18 protein-coding genes are annotated in these 21,722 nt (G+C 66.9%); 6 read left to right on the top strand and 12 right to left on the bottom strand.

What is annotated here, in order from left to right:
• Window positions 1–10 precede the first annotated feature (10 nt).
• The gene (locus ACEL_RS11665; protein ID WP_011720740.1) at window positions 11–2,665 is read left to right on the top strand and encodes a putative bifunctional diguanylate cyclase/phosphodiesterase; all 2,655 of its coding nucleotides are present in this window, start codon (window positions 11–13) and stop codon (window positions 2,663–2,665) included.
• Here ACEL_RS11665 and ACEL_RS09840 read toward each other — a convergent pair.
• From ACEL_RS09840 to ACEL_RS11670, 6 genes are read right to left on the bottom strand one after another with little or no spacing between them, the layout of a single operon-like run.
• A complete protein-coding gene (locus ACEL_RS09840; protein WP_011720741.1) occupies window positions 2,646–3,584 on the bottom strand; it encodes a Ppx/GppA phosphatase family protein in 939 nt (312 codons plus the stop codon). The two genes, ACEL_RS11665 and ACEL_RS09840, sit on opposite strands and share 20 nt — an antisense overlap.
• Window positions 3,562–4,191, bottom strand: a complete 630-nt coding sequence (locus tag ACEL_RS09845) for a DUF501 domain-containing protein (protein WP_011720742.1) — start codon at window positions 4,189–4,191, stop codon at window positions 3,562–3,564. Before ACEL_RS09845 ends, ACEL_RS09840 begins: the two co-directional genes overlap by 23 nt.
• Window positions 4,188–4,673: an FtsB family cell division protein gene (locus ACEL_RS09850; protein ID WP_011720743.1), complete on the bottom strand. Its 486-nt coding sequence runs from the start codon at window positions 4,671–4,673 to the stop codon at window positions 4,188–4,190. The genes ACEL_RS09845 and ACEL_RS09850 overlap by 4 nt, the downstream gene beginning before the upstream one ends.
• Before the next feature lie 30 nt (window positions 4,674–4,703).
• Entirely contained in the window at window positions 4,704–5,993 is a 1,290-nt protein-coding gene (eno, locus tag ACEL_RS09855; protein ID WP_011720744.1) for a phosphopyruvate hydratase, read from the bottom strand.
• Window positions 5,994–6,028: 35 nt separating this feature from the next.
• Window positions 6,029–6,718 carry a nucleoside triphosphate pyrophosphohydrolase gene (locus ACEL_RS09860; RefSeq protein WP_011720745.1) on the bottom strand — a complete coding sequence of 230 codons (690 nt, stop codon included), beginning with the start codon at window positions 6,716–6,718 and terminating at the stop codon, window positions 6,029–6,031.
• Between the two features lie 23 nt (window positions 6,719–6,741).
• Window positions 6,742–7,707, bottom strand: coding sequence for a peptidylprolyl isomerase (locus tag ACEL_RS11670; RefSeq protein ID WP_011720746.1), 966 nt, complete (start codon window positions 7,705–7,707; stop codon window positions 6,742–6,744).
• Between the two features lie 89 nt (window positions 7,708–7,796).
• On the opposite strand from ACEL_RS11670, the gene ACEL_RS09870 reads away from it, so the two are divergent.
• Window positions 7,797–8,786 (top strand): glycosyltransferase, encoded by a 990-nt coding sequence (locus ACEL_RS09870; RefSeq protein ID WP_011720747.1) that lies wholly within the window; start codon window positions 7,797–7,799, stop codon window positions 8,784–8,786.
• A gap of 25 nt (window positions 8,787–8,811) precedes the next feature.
• Here ACEL_RS09870 and mfd read toward each other — a convergent pair whose 3' ends face one another.
• Together mfd and ACEL_RS12175 are read right to left on the bottom strand one after the other, a co-directional pair.
• The gene (gene mfd / locus ACEL_RS09875; protein ID WP_041835742.1) at window positions 8,812–12,357 is read right to left on the bottom strand and encodes a transcription-repair coupling factor; all 3,546 of its coding nucleotides are present in this window, start codon (window positions 12,355–12,357) and stop codon (window positions 8,812–8,814) included.
• 127 nt (window positions 12,358–12,484) lie between these two features.
• The gene (locus ACEL_RS12175; protein WP_169303211.1) at window positions 12,485–12,997 is read right to left on the bottom strand and encodes a twin-arginine translocation signal domain-containing protein; all 513 of its coding nucleotides are present in this window, start codon (window positions 12,995–12,997) and stop codon (window positions 12,485–12,487) included.
• Between the two features lie 237 nt (window positions 12,998–13,234).
• On the opposite strand from ACEL_RS12175, the gene ACEL_RS09885 reads away from it, so the two are divergent.
• From ACEL_RS09885 to ACEL_RS09900, 4 genes are all read left to right on the top strand, one after another.
• Window positions 13,235–13,537, top strand: coding sequence for a PqqD family protein (locus ACEL_RS09885; protein ID WP_011720750.1), 303 nt, complete (start codon window positions 13,235–13,237; stop codon window positions 13,535–13,537).
• Between the two features lie 6 nt (window positions 13,538–13,543).
• Window positions 13,544–14,695: a glycosyltransferase family 4 protein gene (locus ACEL_RS11675; protein WP_011720751.1), complete on the top strand. Its 1,152-nt coding sequence runs from the start codon at window positions 13,544–13,546 to the stop codon at window positions 14,693–14,695.
• Window positions 14,692–15,444, top strand: coding sequence for a polysaccharide deacetylase family protein (locus ACEL_RS09895; protein ID WP_011720752.1), 753 nt, complete (start codon window positions 14,692–14,694; stop codon window positions 15,442–15,444). Before ACEL_RS11675 ends, ACEL_RS09895 begins: the two co-directional genes overlap by 4 nt.
• Window positions 15,445–15,604: 160 nt before the next feature.
• The gene (locus tag ACEL_RS09900) at window positions 15,605–16,417 is read left to right on the top strand and encodes a hypothetical protein (RefSeq protein WP_011720753.1); all 813 of its coding nucleotides are present in this window, start codon (window positions 15,605–15,607) and stop codon (window positions 16,415–16,417) included.
• A 152-nt stretch (window positions 16,418–16,569) separates the two neighbouring features.
• Here the strand turns inward: ACEL_RS09900 and ACEL_RS09905 are convergent, their stop codons facing one another.
• The 4 genes from ACEL_RS09905 to ACEL_RS09920 form a co-directional block, all read right to left on the bottom strand.
• A complete protein-coding gene (locus ACEL_RS09905; RefSeq protein WP_011720754.1) occupies window positions 16,570–17,712 on the bottom strand; it encodes a nucleotidyltransferase family protein in 1,143 nt (380 codons plus the stop codon).
• A 9-nt stretch (window positions 17,713–17,721) separates the two neighbouring features.
• Entirely contained in the window at window positions 17,722–19,167 is a 1,446-nt protein-coding gene (locus ACEL_RS09910; RefSeq protein ID WP_011720755.1) for a glycosyltransferase family 4 protein, read from the bottom strand.
• Between the two features lie 159 nt (window positions 19,168–19,326).
• Complete coding sequence (locus ACEL_RS09915) at window positions 19,327–20,382, bottom strand: TolB family protein (protein ID WP_011720756.1); 1,056 nt, start codon at window positions 20,380–20,382, stop codon at window positions 19,327–19,329.
• Entirely contained in the window at window positions 20,379–21,647 is a 1,269-nt protein-coding gene (locus ACEL_RS09920) for an MFS transporter (protein WP_011720757.1), read from the bottom strand. Before ACEL_RS09920 ends, ACEL_RS09915 begins: the two co-directional genes overlap by 4 nt.
• Window positions 21,648–21,722 lie beyond the last annotated feature (75 nt).

The following is a 21,722-nucleotide window of genomic DNA, read 5'->3' on the forward strand; positions in this document are numbered from 1 at the left end:
AAATACGGAAATGACTGAGACGAGCGCGCCGGCGCAGACTCGCTCACACAGCGACCTCGTTCCGCTGCGGGCCTTCGTCGGCGCGCTCGTTCTGCTCGCGGTAGGCGGGCTCGCCCTCCTCTGGCCGGACGACCAGATCGTCGCCCGTTTCCACCTGCCGTGGTACGGGTTGGCGCTGCTCTTCTACCTTGCGGAGACCTGCCTCGTCCACCTGCACTTCCGGCGCGGGGCGCATTCCTTCTCCATGAGCGAGGTACCGCTCGTCCTCGGCCTGTTCTTCGCCACACCGCGCGAAGTGCTGCTCAGCCAACTCATTGGTTGCGGTCTCGCCCTCGCCGTCCAGCGGAGGCAGAATCCTGTCAAAGTCATTTTCAACCTCGCGAATTTCACCCTGACCTCCGCCATTGCCATCGTGGTGCTCCGCGCGCTCCTCCCCGAGCACGCGCATATCGGACTCCACTCCTGGGGTGCGGCGGCGCTCGCGGCCGTCTCCGGCACCTTCCTCGGCTGCATTAATGTCAGTGCCGCGATATTTCTCTCCGAACGGCGGGCGGACGTCGGGCGTTTGCTGTACGCCTTCGGCATGTTCTTCGCCTCGGCGCTCACCAACGTCAGCCTCGGTCTGATTGCCGCAACGATCGTCGACTTCCGGCCCGCCGCGGCATGGCTTCTCATCATTCCGACGGCAACGGTCTTTCTTGCCTACCGGGCCTACCTGCGCGAGCGGGAAAAGCACGAAATTCTTGAATTCTTGTACTCCGCGAACCGCATTCTCACCCAACATCCCGAGCTGGAGGCGGCGCTGGCCGCGCTGCTCAACGAGGCGCGCCGCATGTTCCGCACCGAAACAGCGGAAGCCATCATCGCCCCGCCCGACGGCGGTCGGCTGTTGCGCATCCGGCTGGACGGTCACGGCGAGCCCCGGCTCATGGAGGCGGTCACCGATCCGGTCGTCTTGGCGTGGTGGGAGCGGATGACGACGGCGAACGGACCGCTCGTTCTGCAATACGCCGCCAAGCGGCCTCGAAAGCAACGCTTTCTCGCCCGGCTCTTTCACGACAGCGCGGATACCAGCCCGTCGTTGGAGCACGAGTACTTGGAGCATGAGCGGGTCCGCAATGCGATCGTCGCCCCACTCCGCGGCGAGACACGCCCGATCGGCATGCTCATGGTCGGTGACCGGCCCGGCGAAGGTGCGAGTTTCGGCGGTCAAGATGTGCGTCTCTTCGAGGCGTTGGCCAATCACGTCAGCGTGGCGCTGGAGAACGGCCGTCTCGAACAATCGCTCGCCCAACTTCGTGAACTCGAGCAGAAGCTCACCCAGCTCGCGTTCCACGACCCGCTCACCGGTCTGGCCAACCGTGCTCTCTTCTCCGAGCGGCTGAGCCAGGTTCTGGCGAAAGCCAAGGCGGAAGGGCGAACCTGCGCCGTCCTCTTCATCGACTTGGACGACTTCAAGACGGTCAACGACACCCTCGGCCATGACGCCGGCGATGAACTGCTCTGCGCGGTCGCGGAACGCATCACCGGGTGCCTGCGGCCGTCCGACCAGCCCGCACGGCTCGGCGGTGACGAATTCGCCGTCATCATCGAAGACGCCTTGTCGACCCAGGCCGCCGAGCGGATCGCCGCCCGCATCACCGAGCAGCTCCGCGCGCCGATATCCGTCCACGGCTGCGAATTGCACATCCGCGCCAGCATCGGTATCGCCACCAGCCAAGGCGTGCAGACCGCGGACGAACTGCTCCGGAACGCTGACCTTGCGATGTACATGGCAAAGGCGGACGGAAAGGGCCGGTACCGCTGGTTCCGGCCGAGCATGCGCACGGCCGTGGTCAGCCGCCACCAGCTCAAGTCGGACCTCGAACGCGCCGCTGAGCGTGGTGAATTCCAGGTGCACTACCAGCCGATCGTCGACCTGCGCACGGGCCGTCCGGTCGCCGCCGAGGCGCTGGTCCGGTGGGTGCATCCCGAACGCGGCCTGCTCTTCCCGGAAACCTTCATCTCGGAGGCCGAGAACTCCGGCATCATCAATGAGATCGGCCGGCTCGTGCTCCGTCACGCCTGCGCGCATGTCGGCGGCTGGCAACAGCACGTCGAACGCAAACCCGGTGAACCCCCGTTCGCTGTCGCCGTCAACCTCTCACCGGCGCAATTTGCTCAACCGGACCTGGTGGCGCAGATCGATGAAGCGGTCGAAGCGGCCGGCATTGACCCGAATTCACTGATTCTGGAAATCACCGAGACCATGATGCTGCAGGGCTCCGACCGGGTGCTGCGCACCCTCGACCTACTCAGCGGATTCGGCGTCCGACTGGCGATGGACGATTTCGGCACCGGCTACGCGTCTCTGGCGTCACTGCGCAAACTTCCGATCGACATCATAAAAATCGCCAAGACATTCACCGACGACATCACCGGTAATGAAGAAAAATCCCCATTTGTCCGGGCCATGATTGAACTCGGTGAAGCACTAGGACTGGTGACCCTGGCTGAAGGGGTGGAAACCGCGCAACAAGCCCGCGAGCTGGAGCGCCTCGGCTGCCGGCTCGGCCAGGGCTATCACTTCGCCCGCCCGGTGCCCAGCGCCGGGATCGAACTCCTGCTGCAACGGTACGCCGAGCAGCAGGCGGGACTTGCGAAAGTCATCGCATTCCCGGCCTGAGCGCCACGCTGAGGACGAGGCCGTCGAGAATGTCGTGTTCGCTGGCGAGTACCGCGTCCGCGTGTGCGCGGGTGAGCACGGCATCCAAGATGACCACACCCGCAGCGAGAACATCAACCCGGCCAGGATGAATCACGGCCCGCGCGGCCCGCTCCGCGCGAGTGCTTCGCAGCAAATCCTCGGTTATCTCGTGCACGACGTCCGCGGGAATGCGTGCATGGTGCACGCGGCGGGGGTCGTAGGTGTCCAAACCCAACGCCAGGGCGGCCACCGTCGTCACCGAACCGGCGAGCCCCACCACGGTCGCGGCGGTCTGCAGCGGCACGACCCGGGCGGCCTCGTCCAGCCCTTGCTCGACGTCGCGGCGCAGCGCCTCGATCTCAGCGGCGGTGGGCGGGTCGTGCCGGACATGCCGCTCAGTGAGCCGCACACACCCGATATTGACAGAGACCGCCGCCTCGGGCTCGGATGTCCCGAGGACGAATTCTGTCGACCCGCCGCCGATGTCCACGACAAGAAAAGGTGCCGGTACGCCGGTCAGGCCGCTGAGGTCGTGGGTTGCTCCGAGGAAAGATAACCGCGCTTCTTCGTCGCCGGAAATCACCTCGGGTTCCACACCGAGAATGTCACGGACGCCGCGGAAGAATTCGTCCCGGTTGGCCGCGTCGCGGGTCGCACTCGTCGCGGCGAATCGAAGGGCCTCCGCTCCGAGGTGACGGATTTCGGCGGCGTACTCACGGCACACCTCGAGCGTGCGCTGCACGGCCGCCGGGTCCAATCGGCGTGACCGATCCACCCCGGCACCCAGCCGCACGATCCGCATGCGCCGGACGAGGTCACGCACCTGCCCGCCGTCGACGTCGGCGATGAGGAGCCGCAGCGAATTCGTGCCGCAATCAATGGCCGCGGCCCGGGTCACCGTCACCTCCGCCGTGCGTCTCAACAGTCCCGTCCGATTGGACAGTGCCGTCCGACTCGGCGATCCCGTCCATCTCGACAGTCCCGTCCGATTGGACATCCTCTACCGCAGCGATATCAACGCACGGGCCACGCGCGCTCCACTCCGGAAGCATCGCCAGTGCCTCGTCACCGAACGGGTTGACGCCGGGTCCGACGGCAAGCGCGTGCGCCACCAGCGCGTGCAGGCACTTGACCCGGTGGGGCATCCCGCCGACACCGGGATCCCCGGGCAGCCGACCGAGTTCGTTACGTCGGGCCACGTAGTCCTCGTAGGCGCGGCGATACCGGTCTGCGAGCTCCGGGTCGGTCCGCAGCCGGTTGGTCATGTCCCGCATGACGCCGCGTGCTTCAAGACGGCCGACGGCTGAAACAGCCCGCGGACAGGTCAAGTAATACAGCGTCGGAAATGGTGTGCCGTCGGGCAGATATGGCGTGGTCTGCACAACGTCCGGCAGGCCGCATCGGCACCAATGCGCGATGGCGCGGGTGCCGCGGGGCCGGCGGCCCAGCTGTGCAGCGACGACCGCGAGGTCGCGCGGGGTCGCGGGTGTCACCACGCCGGTCACGGTAACGCGGGGCTTGCGGACGGTTGCGGGTCGGGGGACGGCCGGGGGGTCGGCGTCGCGGCGCCGGCGGCGAGCACCGAGTTCCATAACGTGCCGTACCACGGTCTGGCATCCCCGCCGGACGTCGGCCTGGTCCCCGGCGTGGACGTCGGGGTCGGGCTGAGGGTGATGTAGAGCACGGTCCCCGGCGGTACGTAGTGCAACCGCTGCCGTGCCTGGTCGGCGACGTAGCTGGGGTCGGACCACCGCTGTTCCTCGCTACGGAGGGCCGCCAGCTGTTTCCGGGTCGCGTCGACATGCGACCGGGCGTCGGCGATTTGCGCCCGCTGCGACAGCCATTCACGGAGCGGCTCGGCGACCGCGATGCTCGACGCCGCGAGCACGACGGCAAGCACCGCCGCCCGCGCGGTGAACGATGCGCGCCGACGCGGGGTCCGCGAAGCCGGACGGCGATTCCGGCGCGGCTGCCGACCGTCCCTCACAGCTGGCAGGCTCTCACGCCCGCGTTGCCGTCAGCCGGCTGACCCGCCGGCGAAACGCGGGAATGCGGCCACGCCAGCGTACCGAGCGGCGTCATCGAGCTCCTCTTCGATGCGGAGCAGTTGGTTGTACTTCGCGACCCGCTCCGACCGGGCCGGCGCACCTGTCTTGATCTGACCGGCGTTCGTCGCAACCGCAACGTCGGCGATGGTGGTGTCTTCGGTCTCGCCCGAGCGGTGACTGATCATCGTGCGGTACCCCGCGCGGTGGGCCAGCTCGACGGCGTCCAACGTCTCCGTCACAGTGCCGATCTGATTCAGCTTGATGAGGACGGCGTTGGCTACCGACGTCTGAATACCCCGGGAAATCCGCTCCGGGTTGGTGACGAAGATGTCGTCGCCGACCAGCTGCACCGTGCCGCCGAGGGCCGCGGTGAGCTCACGCCAACCGTCCCAGTCCTCTTCCGCCAGGGGATCCTCCAGCGACACGAGGGGATAGCTGGCAACCAGTTCCTCGTAATAGCGGATGAGCTCCGCTGCGGTTCTCGGCTGACCCTCCAGGATGTACCGCCCGTCGCGGTAGAACTCCGTGGCGGCGGCGTCAATCGCTACCGCAATGTCACGCCCGGGGCGAAATCCGGCTTTTCCGATTGCCTCGAGAATGAGGTCGAGAGCCTCGCGGTTGTGGGCGAGATTCGGGGCGAAACCGCCTTCGTCACCGAGACCCGTCGCCAAGCCGCGACCCTTGAGCACGGCTTTCAGCGCATGGTAGGTCTCCACGCCGTACCGCAAAGCCTCGGCAAACGTGGCGGCACCGATCGGTGCGATGAGAAATTCCTGAATGTCGACGTTGGAGTCGGCGTGCGCCCCGCCGTTGAGAATATTCATCATGGGAACCGGCAGCAGGTGGGCATTCGGCCCGCCAAGGTAGCGGAACAGCGGCAGGTCCGCTGAATCCGCGGCGGCGCGGGCGACCGCCATGCTCACACCGAGAATGGCGTTGGCGCCCAGGCGGGACTTGTTCGGGGTGCCGTCCAATTCGATGAGGCGTGCATCGAGCACGCGCTGCTCGGTCGCGTCAAAACCTATGATTTCCGGCGCAATCTGATCGGTGACCGCCTGTACGGCCTGCCGGACACCCTTCCCGCCGTACCGGTCGTCGCCGTCGCGCTTCTCGACGGCTTCAAAGGCTCCGGTGGATGCGCCGCTCGGGACGGCGGCCCGTCCGACGGTGCCGTCGTCCAGCAAGACCTCGACTTCGACGGTTGGATTGCCACGGGAATCCAGAATCTCCCGCGCCCCGATAGCTTCGATGACTGCCACGCCAACTCCCTGACTGGATGAACGGAACCGTGCGCCTAGAGCTTAGCGGCGCCGGATTCGGCGGCGGCAATGCGGTCGCGCAGCCGGCGGGCCGCCGCCCGCAGCGCCCCTTCGGGGTCGATGCCGGCGTTCACCGCCAACGCGACGACGGCAAGAAGGAGCTCGCCCACGCTCTGCTCGTCGACGTTCTCCGGCGTCCGCACCGGGACCGCGGGATCGGCCGCCAGCCCGGCGCGCCGTGCGCGACGCAGCAGACTCGCCGTCAACGCGAGAGCCGGCTGGGCAAGCGGAATCCCGTCGAGCGCAGAGCGACGGCCCTTCTCCTCCGCCTTGAGGACCTCCCAGTTCGCTTCCACGTCACCGGCGGTCCGGGCCGTCGCGGTTCCGAAAACATGCGGATGCCGCCGAATAAGCTTGTCGACCACGTCAGCGACGACATCGTCGATGGTCCAGCCGTCCGGCCGTTCCGCCGCGATCCGGGCGTGAAAGACGACTTGCAGCAGCACATCACCCAGCTCCTCACGCAGCGCCGCTTCGTCGCCGGACTCCATCGCCTCGACAGCTTCGTATGCCTCTTCGAGGAGGTATTTCGCCAAGCTGGCATGCGTTTGCTCGGCGTCCCACGGGCACCCGCCCGGCGATCGCAGCCGGTCCATCACCGCAACAAGCTCAGGAAAACGGGAACCCGCCGAGCCCGCGGACGCCGCACGACGTTCGGTTGTCATGGCGACCCGGTTCGGTGCTCCGGTCAGCCTGCCGGCGAGGACGGCGGCGAGGACGGTGCGCCGCCGGCTGCGGGTGTCGACAAGGACGTCGCGGAATTCGAAGCCGGGACGACGGTCTGCGACGCGGCGTCCCAGACGCCGTACCGCGGGCTGACGCTGATCGGATACTGCTTGGCGATCGAGGTGAGATATTTGGTCACGGCTTGCTGCTGCAATTGTTGCGCGACCTGGCTCCCAGAAACCGAGGAGAGCGGACGGTTACCTCGGTCGACGACCATGATGATGTAATAACCGCTCGAATCCGATTCCAGGAACGGCGTATTGAGCGGCTTGTTCTGGATATCCGTTTTCAGCGGGTCCGAGAGGCCGTCGATCGGCACCTCGCCGACATCGCCGCCGTTCGCGGCCGACTGGTCCTGCGAATATTGTTTGGCCAGCTGCGCAAAATCGCCCGGATTCGCGGTCACCTTCGCCAGCACCGTGTCGGCCGTCGATTTGTCGGTCAGCGAGATCACCTTGACGTGGGCGACGGCGACCACCTGATCCTTGGTCAACGCGGCGGCAAGGCCTTGTTCGAGGAGGTAGTAGTACAAGTAGTCATGGAGATCAGCAGCCGCGATACCGTTCGATGCCGCCGCGGCCTCCAGCTGGGCGCGGGAACCCTCCTGCTGCTCGGCAAGCGCCAGTTCGTGCTGGACGTCGGCCTCGCTCACGGTGACCCCACGGGACGCCGCCGCCCGCTGCAGGAGCACATCCTTGATCAACCTGGTGAGGACGTCCCGGCGCAAGCCTGCCGGATCCGCTTGCGCGGCGGCGCGGGTACCGGAGTCCTGGAGCATGACGTTGGCCGCCTTCTGGACCTGCGCATCGGTGATCCGGACATCGCCTACGGTCGCGGCGGCCCCCGGGTGCGCCGGTCCGCACGCGCTGATCGCCAGCGCAGCGGTGCCGAGCATCGCGGCCAGCAGCGGAGAATGCCATCTGCGCATGGAACGGTCCTTTGTCGACGCCAACCAAACGCCGACCAGGCTATCGCAGCCCGCACCCCGCTGCGTACGCTGGCGCCGGGGGGTTGCCTGTGACGCTCCGCAGCTATCGCGTCGCGATCGTGGTCGTCACGCACAACAGCGCGGCCGTTCTTCCCGGCTTCTTCGACTCCCTTGCGGCGGGGCTCCGCGACGCCGACCCGGACACCCCTGCCGGCATTGACGATCCCGTCGTCATCGTCGCCGACAACGATTCGCGGGACGACACCCTGGCGCGCGCCGCCGACGCAGCACAGGCGGCCCGGGTGACGCTCGAGGTGGTCCGGCTCGGTGGCAACCGTGGGTATGCGGCGGGCGTCAACGCAGGGACGGCGGCCGCCGGGGACGTTGACGCCGTACTGGTCGCCAATCCCGACGTCCGGTTCACCGACGGCGCGCTCCCGCGGATGCTCGCCCGGCTCCACGCCACGCCTCGGGTCGGCATCGTCGTCCCACGGATCCGATCGGCCGACGGCCGGTTGTCCTTCTCCCTGCGCCGCTCCCCAAGCCTGCTGCGAGCCGCGGCGGAGGCGCTGGTCGGAAATGAGCGCGCTGCGCGGCTGGGAATCGGCGAAATCATCGCTGATGAACGCGCCTACCAGCAGGCGACCGTCGCCGCATGGGCCACCGGATGCGCCATGCTCATCTCCCGGGAATGCCTCAACGCGGTCGGGCCGTGGGACGAGTCCTTCTTCTTGTATTCGGAGGAGACGGATTTCGCCTTGCGGGCGCACGACAGGGGCTTCCTTCTCCAGCTCGAACCACGCGCGGAAATCGTCCACCTGGGCGGGGAATCCCGCATCTCGCCGCAGCTATGGTCACTCCTTGCCGTCAACCGCGTCCGGCTCTACCGAAAACGGCACGGCGCAGCGGCGACGGCGCTCTTCCGCGGTGTCGTGATCGCGCGGGAACTCTCCCGAGCGGCCCTGGGCTCGGCGCCGAGCCGGGCCGCATTGCGCGTGCTGCTGACGAACGCTGACCCAGTGCCGGGCTTTCTCGACGGCGAGACCCCCGGCGGTTCCCGCCGCGGAGCACCGGGCTGATCCGTCGCAGGCCGCGGCGATGCCGCTATCGGGCCGCGGAAATCGGCGCATCGAGCACTGTCTGGACCAGGTCGCGCACCCAGAGCACGAGCGGTGCGTCACGGAGCAGGTCACCGCGTCCGTCCTGCGCCCGCGGGCGGGGAACGAGAATCGCCTGGACGGCGTCCTTGACGATCGATTTCGGATACAGCCGCTGCAGCCGCACCTTCTGCGAATCCCGCAATTGCACCGGCGCCAGACGAATATACGTGCCCTGCAACGCAACTTCGGTGACCCCATGCGCCCGCAATGTCCCGCGGAGCTTGGCCACCTCGAGCAGGTTCCGCACCGGCTCCGGCAACGGACCGTACCGGTCGAGGAGCTCCTCCGCGATCGCGTCGACGTCGGGATCGGACGTCGCTTCCGCCAGCGCCTGATACGTCGCGAGCCGGAGTCGCTCGGCGTCGATGTAATCGTGCGGAATGTGCGCCTCCACCGGCAGATCGAGCCGGACGTCGACGGGTTCGCGGCTCTGGTCGCCGCGGAAATCGGCCACTGCTTCACCAACCAATCGCATGTACAAATCGAAGCCGACCTCGGCGATATGGCCGGATTGTTCGCCGCCGAGGAGGTTGCCGGCGCCGCGGATTTCCAGGTCCTTCATCGCAATGGACATTCCAGAACCCAAATCGGAATGCTGGGCGATGGTGGCAAGTCGGTCGTGGGCCGTCTCGGTGAGCGGACGGTCGGCGGGATAGCAGAAATACGCGTAACCGCGCTCCCGGCCGCGCCCGACCCGGCCGCGCAGTTGATAGAGCTGGCCCAGACCAAGGAGGTCAGCCCGTTCGACGATGAGCGTATTCGCATTCGGAATGTCCAGGCCGGACTCGATGATGGTGGTGCAGACCAGAACGTCGAACGCCCGCTCCCAGAATCCGATCATCACCTGCTCGAGCGCATCTTCGTTCATCTGGCCGTGGGCGACGGCGACGCGGGCTTCCGGGACCAGTTCCCGGACCCGGGCCGCGGCCTGTTCGATGGTTTCCACCCGATTGTGCACGTAGAACACCTGGCCCTCGCGGAGCAATTCCCGCCGAATCGCTGCAGCGATCTGGTGTTCGTCGAAGGGTCCGACGAATGTCAGGACGGGATGCCGCTCTTCGGGCGGTGTTTGAATGACCGACATTTCGCGGATTCCGGTGATGGCCATCTCCAGGGTCCGCGGAATGGGGGTCGCGGACATCGTCAGCACGTCGACGTTCGTGCGCAGCCGCTTCAACCGCTCCTTGTGCTCGACGCCGAAGCGCTGCTCTTCGTCAACGATGACCAGGCCGAGATCCTTGAAGACGACGCCGTCGCTCAACAGACGGTGCGTACCGATGACGACGTCCACCGTGCCTGCGGCCAAGCCGGCGAGAATCTCCTCCTGCTCCTTGAAGGTGTTGAAACGGCTCACCGGCTTGACGACAACCGGAAAATTCGCGAACCGTTCACTGAACGTCGCGTAATGCTGCTGCACGAGGAGGGTGGTCGGGCAGAGCACGGCGACCTGCTTGCCGTCCTGAACCGCCTTGAACGCCGCGCGCACCGCGATTTCGGTCTTGCCGTATCCGACGTCGCCGCAGATCAGCCGATCCATCGGGACCGGCCGCTCCATGTCGGCCTTGACCTCCTCGATGGTGCGCAGCTGATCCGGCGTTTCCACGTACGGAAAAGCCTCTTCGAGTTCCCGCTGCCAGGGCGTGTCCGGTCCGAACGCATGGCCGGGCGACGCCATCCGCGCGCTGTACAGCTGAATCAATTCGGCTGCGATTTCGCGGACGGCTTTGCGCGCCCGGCCTTTGCGCCGCGCCCAGTCCGCGCCGCCGATGCGGTCCAGCGTCGGTGCCTCTCCGCCGACGTACCGAGTGACCTGGTCGAGGGAGTCAGTCGGAACCCAGAGCCGGTCCCCCGGTTGACCGCGCCGGGACGGGGCGTACTCGATGACGAGGTACTCCCGGGTCGCACCGCCGATTTCCCGGGTCGCCATGCCGACGAACCTGCCGACACCATGCTGCTCGTGGACGACGAAATCGCCCGGCCGAAGTTCCAGCGGGTCGATGGATTTCCGTCGCCGGCTTGGCAGCCTGCCGAGGTTGCGGGCCGCGGCACGGGTGCCGAAAATCTCCGTCTCGGTGAGGACGACGAGCCCCGCACCGCGCGCGATGAACCCGGCGTCCAGCCCTCCGCAGCTCACCGAAACGAGGTCGTGGTCGGGCGGCTGCGGGATGGTCTCCGTCCATCGGGCCGGAACGTCCTCACCGGCCAGCACTTCGACGATCCGCTGGGCGGAACCGTGCCCGGCGGTGAGGACGGCGACCCTCAGCCCGTCACCCAGCCAGCCCTTGACATCGGCGACGAGTGCCTGCGTGTCCCCGCGGTAGGCCGGCGCTTCGTGCGCGTCCGGGACGATGACGACCTCACCGGTGTCGTCCCGAAATTCCGCGGCGTCCGCGGTCTGCAGCGGCGAGATGGACCACCAGGCCAGGCCGAGATCTGCGGCGTGGCGGCGAATATCGGCGAACGGCCGTAACGCCGCCGCGGCAAGGTCGATCGGTGCGTTCCCACCCGCCGCGGCGCCGGCCCAGGCGGCGTGCAGAAACTCCTCGCCGGTCCGGACGACGTCCGCGGCCCGGGCGCGCACCCGCTCGGGATCGCAGACCACGACCACCGTCTGGGACGGGACTTCGTCAAGCAGGAGGTTCATCTCGTCCGCGAGCAGCGGGGCGAGTGCTTCCATCCCTTCGACGACGACACCGTGCGCGACCTTGCCGAGAATGTCAGCGAGCTGCGGATACCGCTGCGCCAACTCGGCCGCGCGGGTGACGACACGGTCGGTCAGGAGCAATTCCCGGCATGCCGTCGCCCACACCCGATCCGCCGACTCACCGAAACTCCGCTGGTCGCCGGCGCGGAAAGGGCGAATTTCTTCAATACGGTCACCGAAGAATTCCACCCGGAGCGGATGCTCGGCGGTGGGCGGAAAAATGTCGAGGATGCCGCCGCGGACGGCGATCTCCCCTCGTCGTTCGACGAGATCGACGCGGTGGTAGCCGATCGCCACCAGCCGGGCCACGACATCATTGAGATCGGCCTCATCACCGGGCCGCAGCTCGACCGGCTCGAGATCTCCCAATCCGGCGACCTGCGGCTGGAGCAGCGCGCGCACCGGCGTAGTAATGACCCGAAGCGTGCCCCCCTGCTCCCGAAGGAGGCGCCGGACGGCGACCCGGCGTCCGACGGTGTCCGCACGCGGCGACAACCGCTCGTGCGGCAGGGTCTCCCACGCGGGATATTCGGCGACCGCGCCGGCGGGGAGCAGGGGTTCCAGCGCGGTGGCAAGCTCGGTGGCTTCCCGCTCGGTCGCCGTGACCGCAAGCACGGGACGTCCAGCGCCGTACGGTGCGTCAGCCGCGATCAGCGCCGTGATGAACGCGCGGAGTGGACGCGGAACGCCGACCTCGACGTTCGCAATGCCCTTGCGGGCTGCGTCGCGGACACGCGCGAAGCCGTCATCGCCCAGCAGGGCCGTGATCAAGCCACGTAGATCCATGCCGAATCCGGTCAGACAAACACCCGGGACCATGGCGGTCCCGGGTGTCCAAGCCTACGCGCCGCCGCGCTGATCTGCGGAACGCGGGCCGACCGGACTTGCTGCCGAGCGGCTCTCCTCGTTCGGCTCAGTCGGTCGAATCTGCCGAGGTGTCCGGCGATTCAACGTCCGTAACGGCTCCTTCGGCGGGAACAGCCTGCTGACGTTGCCGGCTCGCCGCAACAGCGGCTGCACCGGCGGCGACGAGAGCGGCGCCGACGGTCACCGCGGCTGTGATGGGAAGCGCGCTGCCGGTGAACGGCAGCTGCGAGGACTCCCCCGCCACGCTGGGCGATGGGGTCTTCGAGAAGCTCTCGCCCAGCACCGAAGGGCTCACCGAGCCAGACGGTGAGGGGGACGGCGACGGCGATCCGGACGGCGACGGCGACGACGGCGGAGAGGTCGTCACGGTCACTGGCGGTGTGGTACCGGTCTGCGGTGGCGGCGGCGGCGGTGCGGCACCGCTGGCCGCTTCGGCCGCATGCGCATTCATAGCGATGACCTGAACGGCGGGCGCTATCCATAACAAGCCGCCGGCGACCGCTCCGCGCTTCAGCGCGTCCCGCCGGGTCAATCCGGCCGCTGGCTGTGTACCGTCCACCTGTCCTGCCACTCCCTCTCGCAATGCTCACGGACCCCGCCACCGAAACGATCGCGAGTCGATGCGCCTACTGTAGCGCGTCCTGCCGATCGCAGATACACGCTCGAGGAAAGATAACCCAAGCGGAGCATTTCTCCAACCAACTCCACACCAATAAAGCGGACATTTCTCGCAAATCGTTGCGAGGGCCAGGGCGTCTTTCGGTAACGTGAGCTCGTCGCGTGGGAGGAGCCGCCAATGCCAGCTGTGCCACGGCGCGCTGACGGCGTCATCTGGGACGACCTCGACGGGCATATCGTCGTCTTCAACCCTGCGACGAAACACGCCGTCGCCCTCAACGAGACAGCGGCCGCCATCTGGCTGCTCATCGACGGAATTCGCGACGAGGCGGCCATTGCAGCCGAGCTGTGTGCGCGCTACGACGTTGACGCGTTGGAAGCACACAATGCCGTCGCGATGACGATTGCGCAATTCGTCGGCGAAAAGCTGCTCGATGATACTGGGACACCGGACGAGCGCAGCGGGTCCACCGGGGCGTGACACCTGATGGCTGACTCCCCCGTCCTTATCGCGGCCGCGACCCGAAATCCTTTGCACCCAGGCACGTTCAGCGGCCTGTCTGCACGGCTGTTCGGCGCGCTCGCGGACGAAGGCTTCGACATCGTGCCGGTCACGACCCGCGTTCTTCGGCCGCACGACCTGCTGACCGGGGCCGTCAATATCCGTGGATTTCTGAAAGGCCGGTTCCACGGTCGGGATGCGCCTCGGGTGAATCCAGCCTGGATGTGGTCGCGGCGCGGTTATCAGCGGTTCTGCCGCCGCTTCGACGCCGTGCTCGCCGGTATGGCCAGCGCACCTGTCGTACAGGTCGGCACGCACGTCCGGCCGGCCGACCGTCGGTTCCCTCACTTCTGCATTACCGACGCGACGGTCGTCCAGGCATTGCAGGCGGGTGAATTCAGCGTGAGCGCAGCAGGTTCACGCATCGCCGATGAGGCCGTCGCGTGGCAGCGCGAAATCTTTGAGTCCTGTGAGCGGATTTTCACGCTCTCCCACTGGGCGGCGCAGAGCGTCGTCGCGGATTACGGAATCCCGGCCGATCGCGTGGTCGTGTCGGGTGCCGGCGCGAACGTCGACGAGCCACTGCCCCGGCAGGTCGATACCGAGCATCCCTACGTGCTCTTCGTCGGCGCAGACTGGGCGCAGAAGGGCGGTCCGCTCCTGCTTGAGGCGTTCCGGCGGGTGCGGTCGCAGTTTCCCGCCGCCCGGCTCGTCATCGTCGGTTGCCGGCCCCGCATCGCCGAACCGGGTGTTGAGGTCGTCGGGCCGCTCCGCCGATCGGTACCGGCGGAGAAACAACGGCTGTTTGAGCTTTACGCGCGGGCAAGCTGCTTTTCCATCCTCTCCCGGTTCGAAGCCTTCGGCATTGTTTTCTTGGAAGCGGGTTTCTTCGGCGTGCCGGTAGTCACGCTGGACGGCGGGGCCCGACCGGAAATCATCGTCGACAACACGACAGGTTTTCTCGTACCACAGCGGAATCCGGACGACATCGCCGACGGTATTCTCGCGATCCTCACCGACCCCGACCGCGCCGAACGGATGGGGCACGCCGCCCGCCAACGCGTAGGCGACCACTTCACCTGGCCGGTCGTCGCTGCGAAAATTGCGCCGTACCTGCGAGCCGGGAGGAACGGGTGACCAACGGCCTCGCGCGTGCGTGGCGGCTGCGGACCATGCTTCCGCCCGAGTGGCGAAGCCGAGCGCGGCACGTCGTCGATGCGTGCGGCAGGCCGATTGGCTCACTCCACGCGGCCTCGGTGACGGGGCTGGTGGGTCTCACCGTGGACGACGGTCCCGACCCACACTGGACGCTGCCGCTGCTTGACGTCTTGGCGGCACACGGCTGCCGGGCGACGTTCTTCGTTCTCGCGTATCGCGCGCTTCGTTACCCCGACATTCTCCGCGCGACCGTTGCAGCCGGCCACGAAATCGCCCTGCACGGCTGGGACCACACCAGACTCACCGCCCTGCCGCCGAGCGAGGTGTTGGCGCGAAGCCGGCACGCCAAGGCGGTGGTCGAAGACCTCTCCGGTGCCCCGGTGCGCTGGTTCCGGCCGCCGTTCGGGGCACAGTCGCTCCGCAGCTACCTGGCGGTCCGCCGGCTCGGCATGGAGGTGGTCGTCTGGTCGGCGACGCCGCGGGATTGGGAGGACGGCGAACCCGACGAGGTCGCCGGCCGGGTCCTCGCCGACGTTCGGGACGGCGACATCCTCCTCACCCACGACGGCGTCGAAGTCCCCGCTGGCGACTCGGCACCGACCTTCGACCGGGCCGCGATGTTCGGTGCATTGCTCGACGGCCTCGCCAGCCGCGGATTGCGTGCGACCGCATTGGAGAATCTCGTCCGCTCCGGGCCGGCTCGGTACACCGCGTGGTTTCGGCCGTAACAGCCCGGATGGCTGCCGCAACAGCCCGGATGGCTGCCGCAATCGTCACGGTCACCGAGGGGCAAGCGACTCCCCTATCATGTGGGCATTGCGCGGAAGAGGGGCGGTGTGCGCAGGGAATCCCGAGAGGGGGAATCCCGAAACCAGCTAAGGGGAAACGGTGAGCGTCTCACGCGAGAAGAGCAGCGTGCTCAGCCTCGCCGTTCTGGACAGCTGCTTTCGGGTCGCCGCCCCCCAAGCGTTCACTGCGATCGTCGCGGATCTCTGGCACGCATTTCCCCGTGCGACGACGGCACGAGTGGAACACGCGCTTCGTGTCAAGGAAAGCGCGCCGGGTTACCTGGTCGAGCTGGACGGCACCACCGCATCGGCCGCGGATATCCCTGCCGCCGTGGGCTATCTCGGCCTCCTGGTCAACCGCATATGCCTGTCTGAGGTGACCGTGCCGGCATTCCACGCCGCGGTCCTTGCCGGATCCGCGGGCGCCGTCGTTGTCTTGGGAACCTCCGGAGCAGGGAAAACAACCCTCGCCGCGGCTGCCGCCCAGCGGGGGTTGCGTTACCTTTCCGACGAGGCATTCGTGCTGGAGGCGAAGAATCGCGCCCGCCCATATCCGCGTCCTCTCAGCCTTTCCCGCTGGGCGGCTGGACTGCTCGGCATCGCAGCGCCGTCACCGTGGCGCGACAGTGAAGAAATCCTCGTTTCTCCCCGCTCCCTTGGACCGGTCGCCTCGGAGGCGGCGGAGGTTCGTCATCTCGTCGTGCTCGACCGATCGCAGCGCGAGCCCGCGCTTCGCGCCGCCGAGCGGAGTCTCGCGGTTACTAGCCTGCTCCGGCTGTCGTTCAATCACTTTCGCGCGCCGGAGGGTACCTATCGTGATGTGATCACGCTGGCGCGGGCGTGCGAATGTTGGCAATTGTCCTATGACGATCCGCGCGACGGCGCCCGGCTCATCGAAGAACTCGTTACCTGAGAACCATCGCAACTTTCCTTGCGCCTACAGAGAAATCGAAAGGCTCCCGGAGAAATCGGGAGGCGCCGGGAGAAATCGGGAGGCGCCGCCTGCGCGTCACGACCATTCACCCTGCGTGGGGCGACCGGCAGAGGCAGCTCGGATCCTGAGCGTCAGCGTTGCGCGAGAACGAACCGGAAGTACCGATCCCGGTCCGCGCTGTCGGCCGGATCCTCGGCAACCGGCTCGAATGCCAGGTCGCTGCCGCCGTGGCGCCCGCCATGCAGGGCCCATACGGCGGTCCGCCGGACGAACTCCGCCGTGCTCTGCGCTGCACCACGCCGCGCGGCCCGCGCGGTCAACCGGGCAAGCGAATTCGGTTGCGTTCCCAGCGGAAGCCCGAACCGGTCGACCAGAGCGGTGATGGACCGCCACGACATGCCGCCCAATAGCCCGGCAATGACATCCGCAGGTGCCGGGAGACCGACGACACGCTGGGCCCGCGCTAACGCCGTACCCACCGCGGCCGCGAGACCCCACGCTCGCGCCCGCTCACTCACCGCCGTCCACTCAATGCCTTGCGATGCGCGGACGATATCGGTGAGCCAGCACAATCGATCCGCGCCACTGAGCGCAGCATGCACACACAGGTGGACGACGGTATCGACCGGCGAGAGGGTCCGTACCGGTCTGCCGCCGACATCAACCGACCGCGCATCACGGAAGAGTTGCTCCATGCCGAGCTGGAAATTCCGGCGCGCCCGGGCGTCACCGACCACATTCCAGTGGAGATCGATAATACTGCCGTTCGGCGCGAGCAGGTGGATCTCGGCAGCCTGAGCGCGCAGCAAGCCCGCCCAGCTGATGTCGTAGCGCCGGCAACCGGCATCTGCCAACGCTTCGACGGCGGCACAGAAACTGTGCGGTGGGACGACGAGATCCACGTCGAGGTAAGACCGAAGCTTCGGCTCCGCGTACACCGATTCGGCCAACACGGGTCCCTTGATGACGAGCGCGTCAATTCCGGCCCGCTGCAAGACAGACGTCACGTACTGCAGGTCGGCTTTCGCGCGCAGATGGTGGGCGAGCGCATCGCAGGCCGCGGCCAGGCAGCGTGCCGCCCCGGGCGTATCGCGATAAGACGTTGCGGACAGAAAACGCCACGCGAATCCCGGAATGCGATGCCACACCGCCGCCTCAGCGAAGCGCTGCAGGGCCGGGTCAATTGCGGCTAGACGGTCAAGGATTGCCGGCACGGGCCGCTCGGCGACACTCGCCGCCAGCGACCGGCTAAGCACGGCGCGGTGTTTCGTCATCACGCTGGGTCACTCATGAGCGTCGACGTCGGCTTCTCCTGCAGATGGCGCCGGTGAATCCTCCGGCAACTTGCGCAGCGGCACGTAGAGCGCCAATTCGTGATGACCGCGCAGGTCGACGAGACGATTCCCAAAGGAGTCAACCAGGGGTCCCGGTTTCACGGCCCGGCGCCGATCGACCGCTGGCCAGGAGAGCTCCTTCTTCCGGGGCAGCGGCGTGCCGATAAGACGCGTGAACACGCCCACGTACGCCCGCCGCTGCGGTTCCCAGTCGAGGACGGCGGCGGCGCGGGCTCGGGCGGCAAGGGCCATCCGGACCCGGGACTCCTCGTCGTCCAGCAGCATCGCGATGGTCTTCGCAAAGCCTGCGACATCCCCGGGTGTCACGTAAACGGCGGCGTCCCCGGCTGAGACCCTGGTCTCCTTCAGGTCGAAAGCAACGACTGGCAGGGCGAATGCCATGTATTCCATGGTCTTGTTCATCGTCGAGACGTCATTGAGCGGATTGAGCGGATCTGGGGAAATCCCGATATCGGCACTCGAGAGATATTCGCTGATCATTCGTGCGTCGGCGCGGCCGGTGAACGTGACATAGTCGTTGAGCTTGAGCTCATCGGCGAGCGACCGCAGCTCGTCAAAGCAGTCCCCGAAACCAAGCAGGGCAAGGTGGAGGTCGCTGCGACCCATCTCGTACACGTAGTGTGCAAGTGCCCGGAGTGCGACGTCGACGCCGTCTTGCGGTCCCATGATTCCCAAGTAGCAGGCGAGGTATCGGCGGCCGCGCCGCAGCTCGGGCCGCCCTTCGATGGGACGCATCCGCGCGGTATCCGGGCCGCTGCGCACCACGGTGACCTCATCCGCACGCCGATTGCCGCGGGTGAGCGCCGCCTGTCGGTAGGACTCGTTTGTCGCGATGACGTGGTCCGCTGTCGCGTAGGTCCGGCGTTCCAGCCAGCACAGCATGGCGTACTGTGCCCGCTTGATGATCCCACGGGGGGTGCCGAAGCGGGAAAGGAAAACCTCCGGATTGAGATCGTGCTGATCGTAAACGAATGTGATGCGCCCGCCGGTCGCGAGTTTCCATAATTTTGCGAGAAGCCAGTAGGTGTCCGGCGGGTTGCACGCTTGCAGGACGTCGAATCCGACCCGCCGTTGCACCCGGATCGAGAGCATGGCGGTTCGCAGCCAGCTGTAGAAGAATTCCCACGCGAAACCAAGAAATCCCCGCGCAGGCGGTGCCGGTTGATACTTGAAGAGGTGGACGCCGTCCAGCACCGCATAGCTTGGATCGCCGGGTCCCTTCGGGCAGATGACGGACACGTCAAAACCCGCGTCGTACAAAGCCCGGCACTCCAACCAGACCCGGCGGTCGAGCGGAACCGGAAGGTTCTGCACAACGATGAGCACCCGCTTAGCCGTCGTATCGAGCGGCACGATTTGCCGCGCGCCCGTCATTCTTGCCCCCTCCATGTGTCCACCGGCAGCCCCGTCGCCGGTGCCCCCAGCACTATGGTGTCAGATGCGACTACCCGATGCCGCGGCTGCGCGGAATGTCGGTTTTCCGCGACCGCGCTGCTCGTGATCTCAGAATTGTTTTACCACGAGCGGTCCGGACTATCCGGCAAGAACGGCAGGGGAGAATGCCCCGGTTAGTACTTTTTGCGGTTTTCCTCCGCCATCGGCGGGGACGGACCAGAGGTCGGACCCGGCCGACGCACCGCCCTCGGGCATGGCGTACAGCACGGTCTGATTGTCGAGCCAGACTGCCTGGTCGTCCACGCTCCGCGTCTCGGCGAGCAGCGTCTCCTGCATCGTCGCCACGTTGAGAACGGCAAGCCGCCAGGGTGCTCGTGCGTCGGACGAGACCCGCTTCTTGAAGACAAGCCGAGTGCCGTCGGGTGACAGCGACGGGCATTCGACATTGGTGCGCAGGCTCACGACGGTGCGCCGCGCCATGTCACCCTTCACGAGGTAGGTCTGGCCTCGAGTGCTGAGCGTCGCATAAAAGGTGTTGTCATCAGCGGCGAAGGTGACGCCCCAGAAATTCACGTCCACCGAGGAGTACGGCCGACCGTTGAGCACGATCGAGAACGTTTCGAGATTGGCGATGAGATTACCGGTCGTCGTATCGAGAATCGCCGTCCGAGTGGAGAAACCGGTTGATAGATAGCTGTCGCCGTACACGAAAACGGTCCAGCTGGCGATCCGGCCGTCCGGCGAGAGACGAGCCCGGCTTGGTAGGCCGGGAAGGGCGATCCGGTGAACTGGCCGTAAATTCTCGTCGTAGACGACGGCGCTGTATGTCGTGACGACTCCCCGTTTGGCGGCAAGGCAGAGCAGCGTCCGCGCCGCAGCGTAAACCCGGTCACAGGCGATGGTCGTGAAGCGACGCGCCGGACCGGCCGGGGTGTCGCCGCGCAACGGCTCAACGGCGACATAACCGTAGCCAGGCCCCAACACTGTACTGCGGAAGACGAGCTCCCGACCGTGACCGAAGAGGTCAGCGCCCGAGAGCGTCGCAGAATTCGGCGAGCGGGGTGACGCGACAGGGTGGCGTACCGCCCGCAGCGAATAGATCAGGCCGATGGCGACGAAAAGCACCAGAGCCGCCGTGACGACGACCCAACGGCTGCGGGACAACCGAAGGAGACGACCCGGCGAATTCGTCATCGCCGCCTGCCGCCGGCTCGCACGTCAAGCAACCAGGGCGCAGCCAGGGCGAGGACGCCGCCAAGCGCGACTACGAAAATCAGCGTCGCCTGAGTCGGACCCCAGGCTGACCACGCGGCGCCGAAAAGTACCGAGGAGACAATCGCCCCTGCCGCCGTACCGGTCTTGAGTACAGCCATGCCACTGGCCCGCAACTGGACGGGAATGAAGCCGCTGATGTAAGCCATGAGGACTCCGTCGGTCGCCGCGTAATACGCGCCGTGCAGGACGAGAATCAATGCGAAGGTCCACCACCGTACGGCACCGCGGCCGAGCAGCAGATATCCGGCCAGAAGCGGGGTGTAGCCGATGAGGAAAACCCGGGAACGGCCCAGGCGGTCTGCGAGACGCCCAAGCGGTATGGCAAGCGCCATGTAGACAGCGGAGGTCGCAAGCGGAAGCAGGGGAAACCACGCGATCGGGATGTCGAAACGCCGCTGCACAAGCAGGTACACGAAGGCGTCGCTCAGCGTAAGGACGCTCAGTGCCACGGCAGCGGCGGTTGCCACGGCCATCCGCCGATCGGCAAGCAGGGCGACGGCCCGGCGAACAGTCGGTCGCGCCCGCGCGGACGCCGGCACCGCAGGCTCCCGGACCGCGGCGGCGAGCAGGACGACGCCGCAGCCCGCAATGCAGAAACTCACCACGAAGATCGAATCGTACCGCCCGGGAGCTGCCGCGAGGAGAACGAAGGCGACCAGCGGTCCGATGAACGCACCGAAGGTGTCGAGGGCGCGATGGACGCCGAAGGCCCGGCCGAGTGCGTGTTCCTGACTCGACAGCGAGATGAGCGCGTCACGCGGCGCCGTCCGCAATCCTTTGCCGGTCCGGTCCAGGCCAAGGACGGCGGCGATGGCAGGAATGACAGAGCCGACAGCCAGCAGGCCGAGCTTGCACACCGCGGACAGGGCGTAGCCCGTGAGCGCAAGCCCCTTTCGTCGCTCCCAACGATCAGCTAGGTGACCGGCCGTCAGCTGCACGAGCGATGTCACGCCGTTGTAGAGGCCGTCGAGGAATCCGAAGGTGAGGGGCGTCGTACCGAGCACAAAGACGAGGTACAGCGGAAGAACGGCGCTCACCATCTCCGACGAAATGTCGGTTATGAGGCTGACAATTCCGAGCATCACCACGTTTCGGCTGACGCCGATGCGCGGCAGAGGCAGGGCGACCTCGGGGTCACTTGCGGGCGCAGACACCACCGTGCGAGAGCGACTGGTGAGGTACATGCGGGCGCCTTCCGCTGAGCAGAGGTGGTACCAGTGTGCACGGCGCCGGCCGGAACGCGTCGGGAGCTTAGGCTG

Source organism: Acidothermus cellulolyticus 11B, from assembly GCF_000015025.1.
Classification (GTDB): Bacteria; Actinomycetota; Actinomycetes; order Acidothermales; family Acidothermaceae; genus Acidothermus; species Acidothermus cellulolyticus.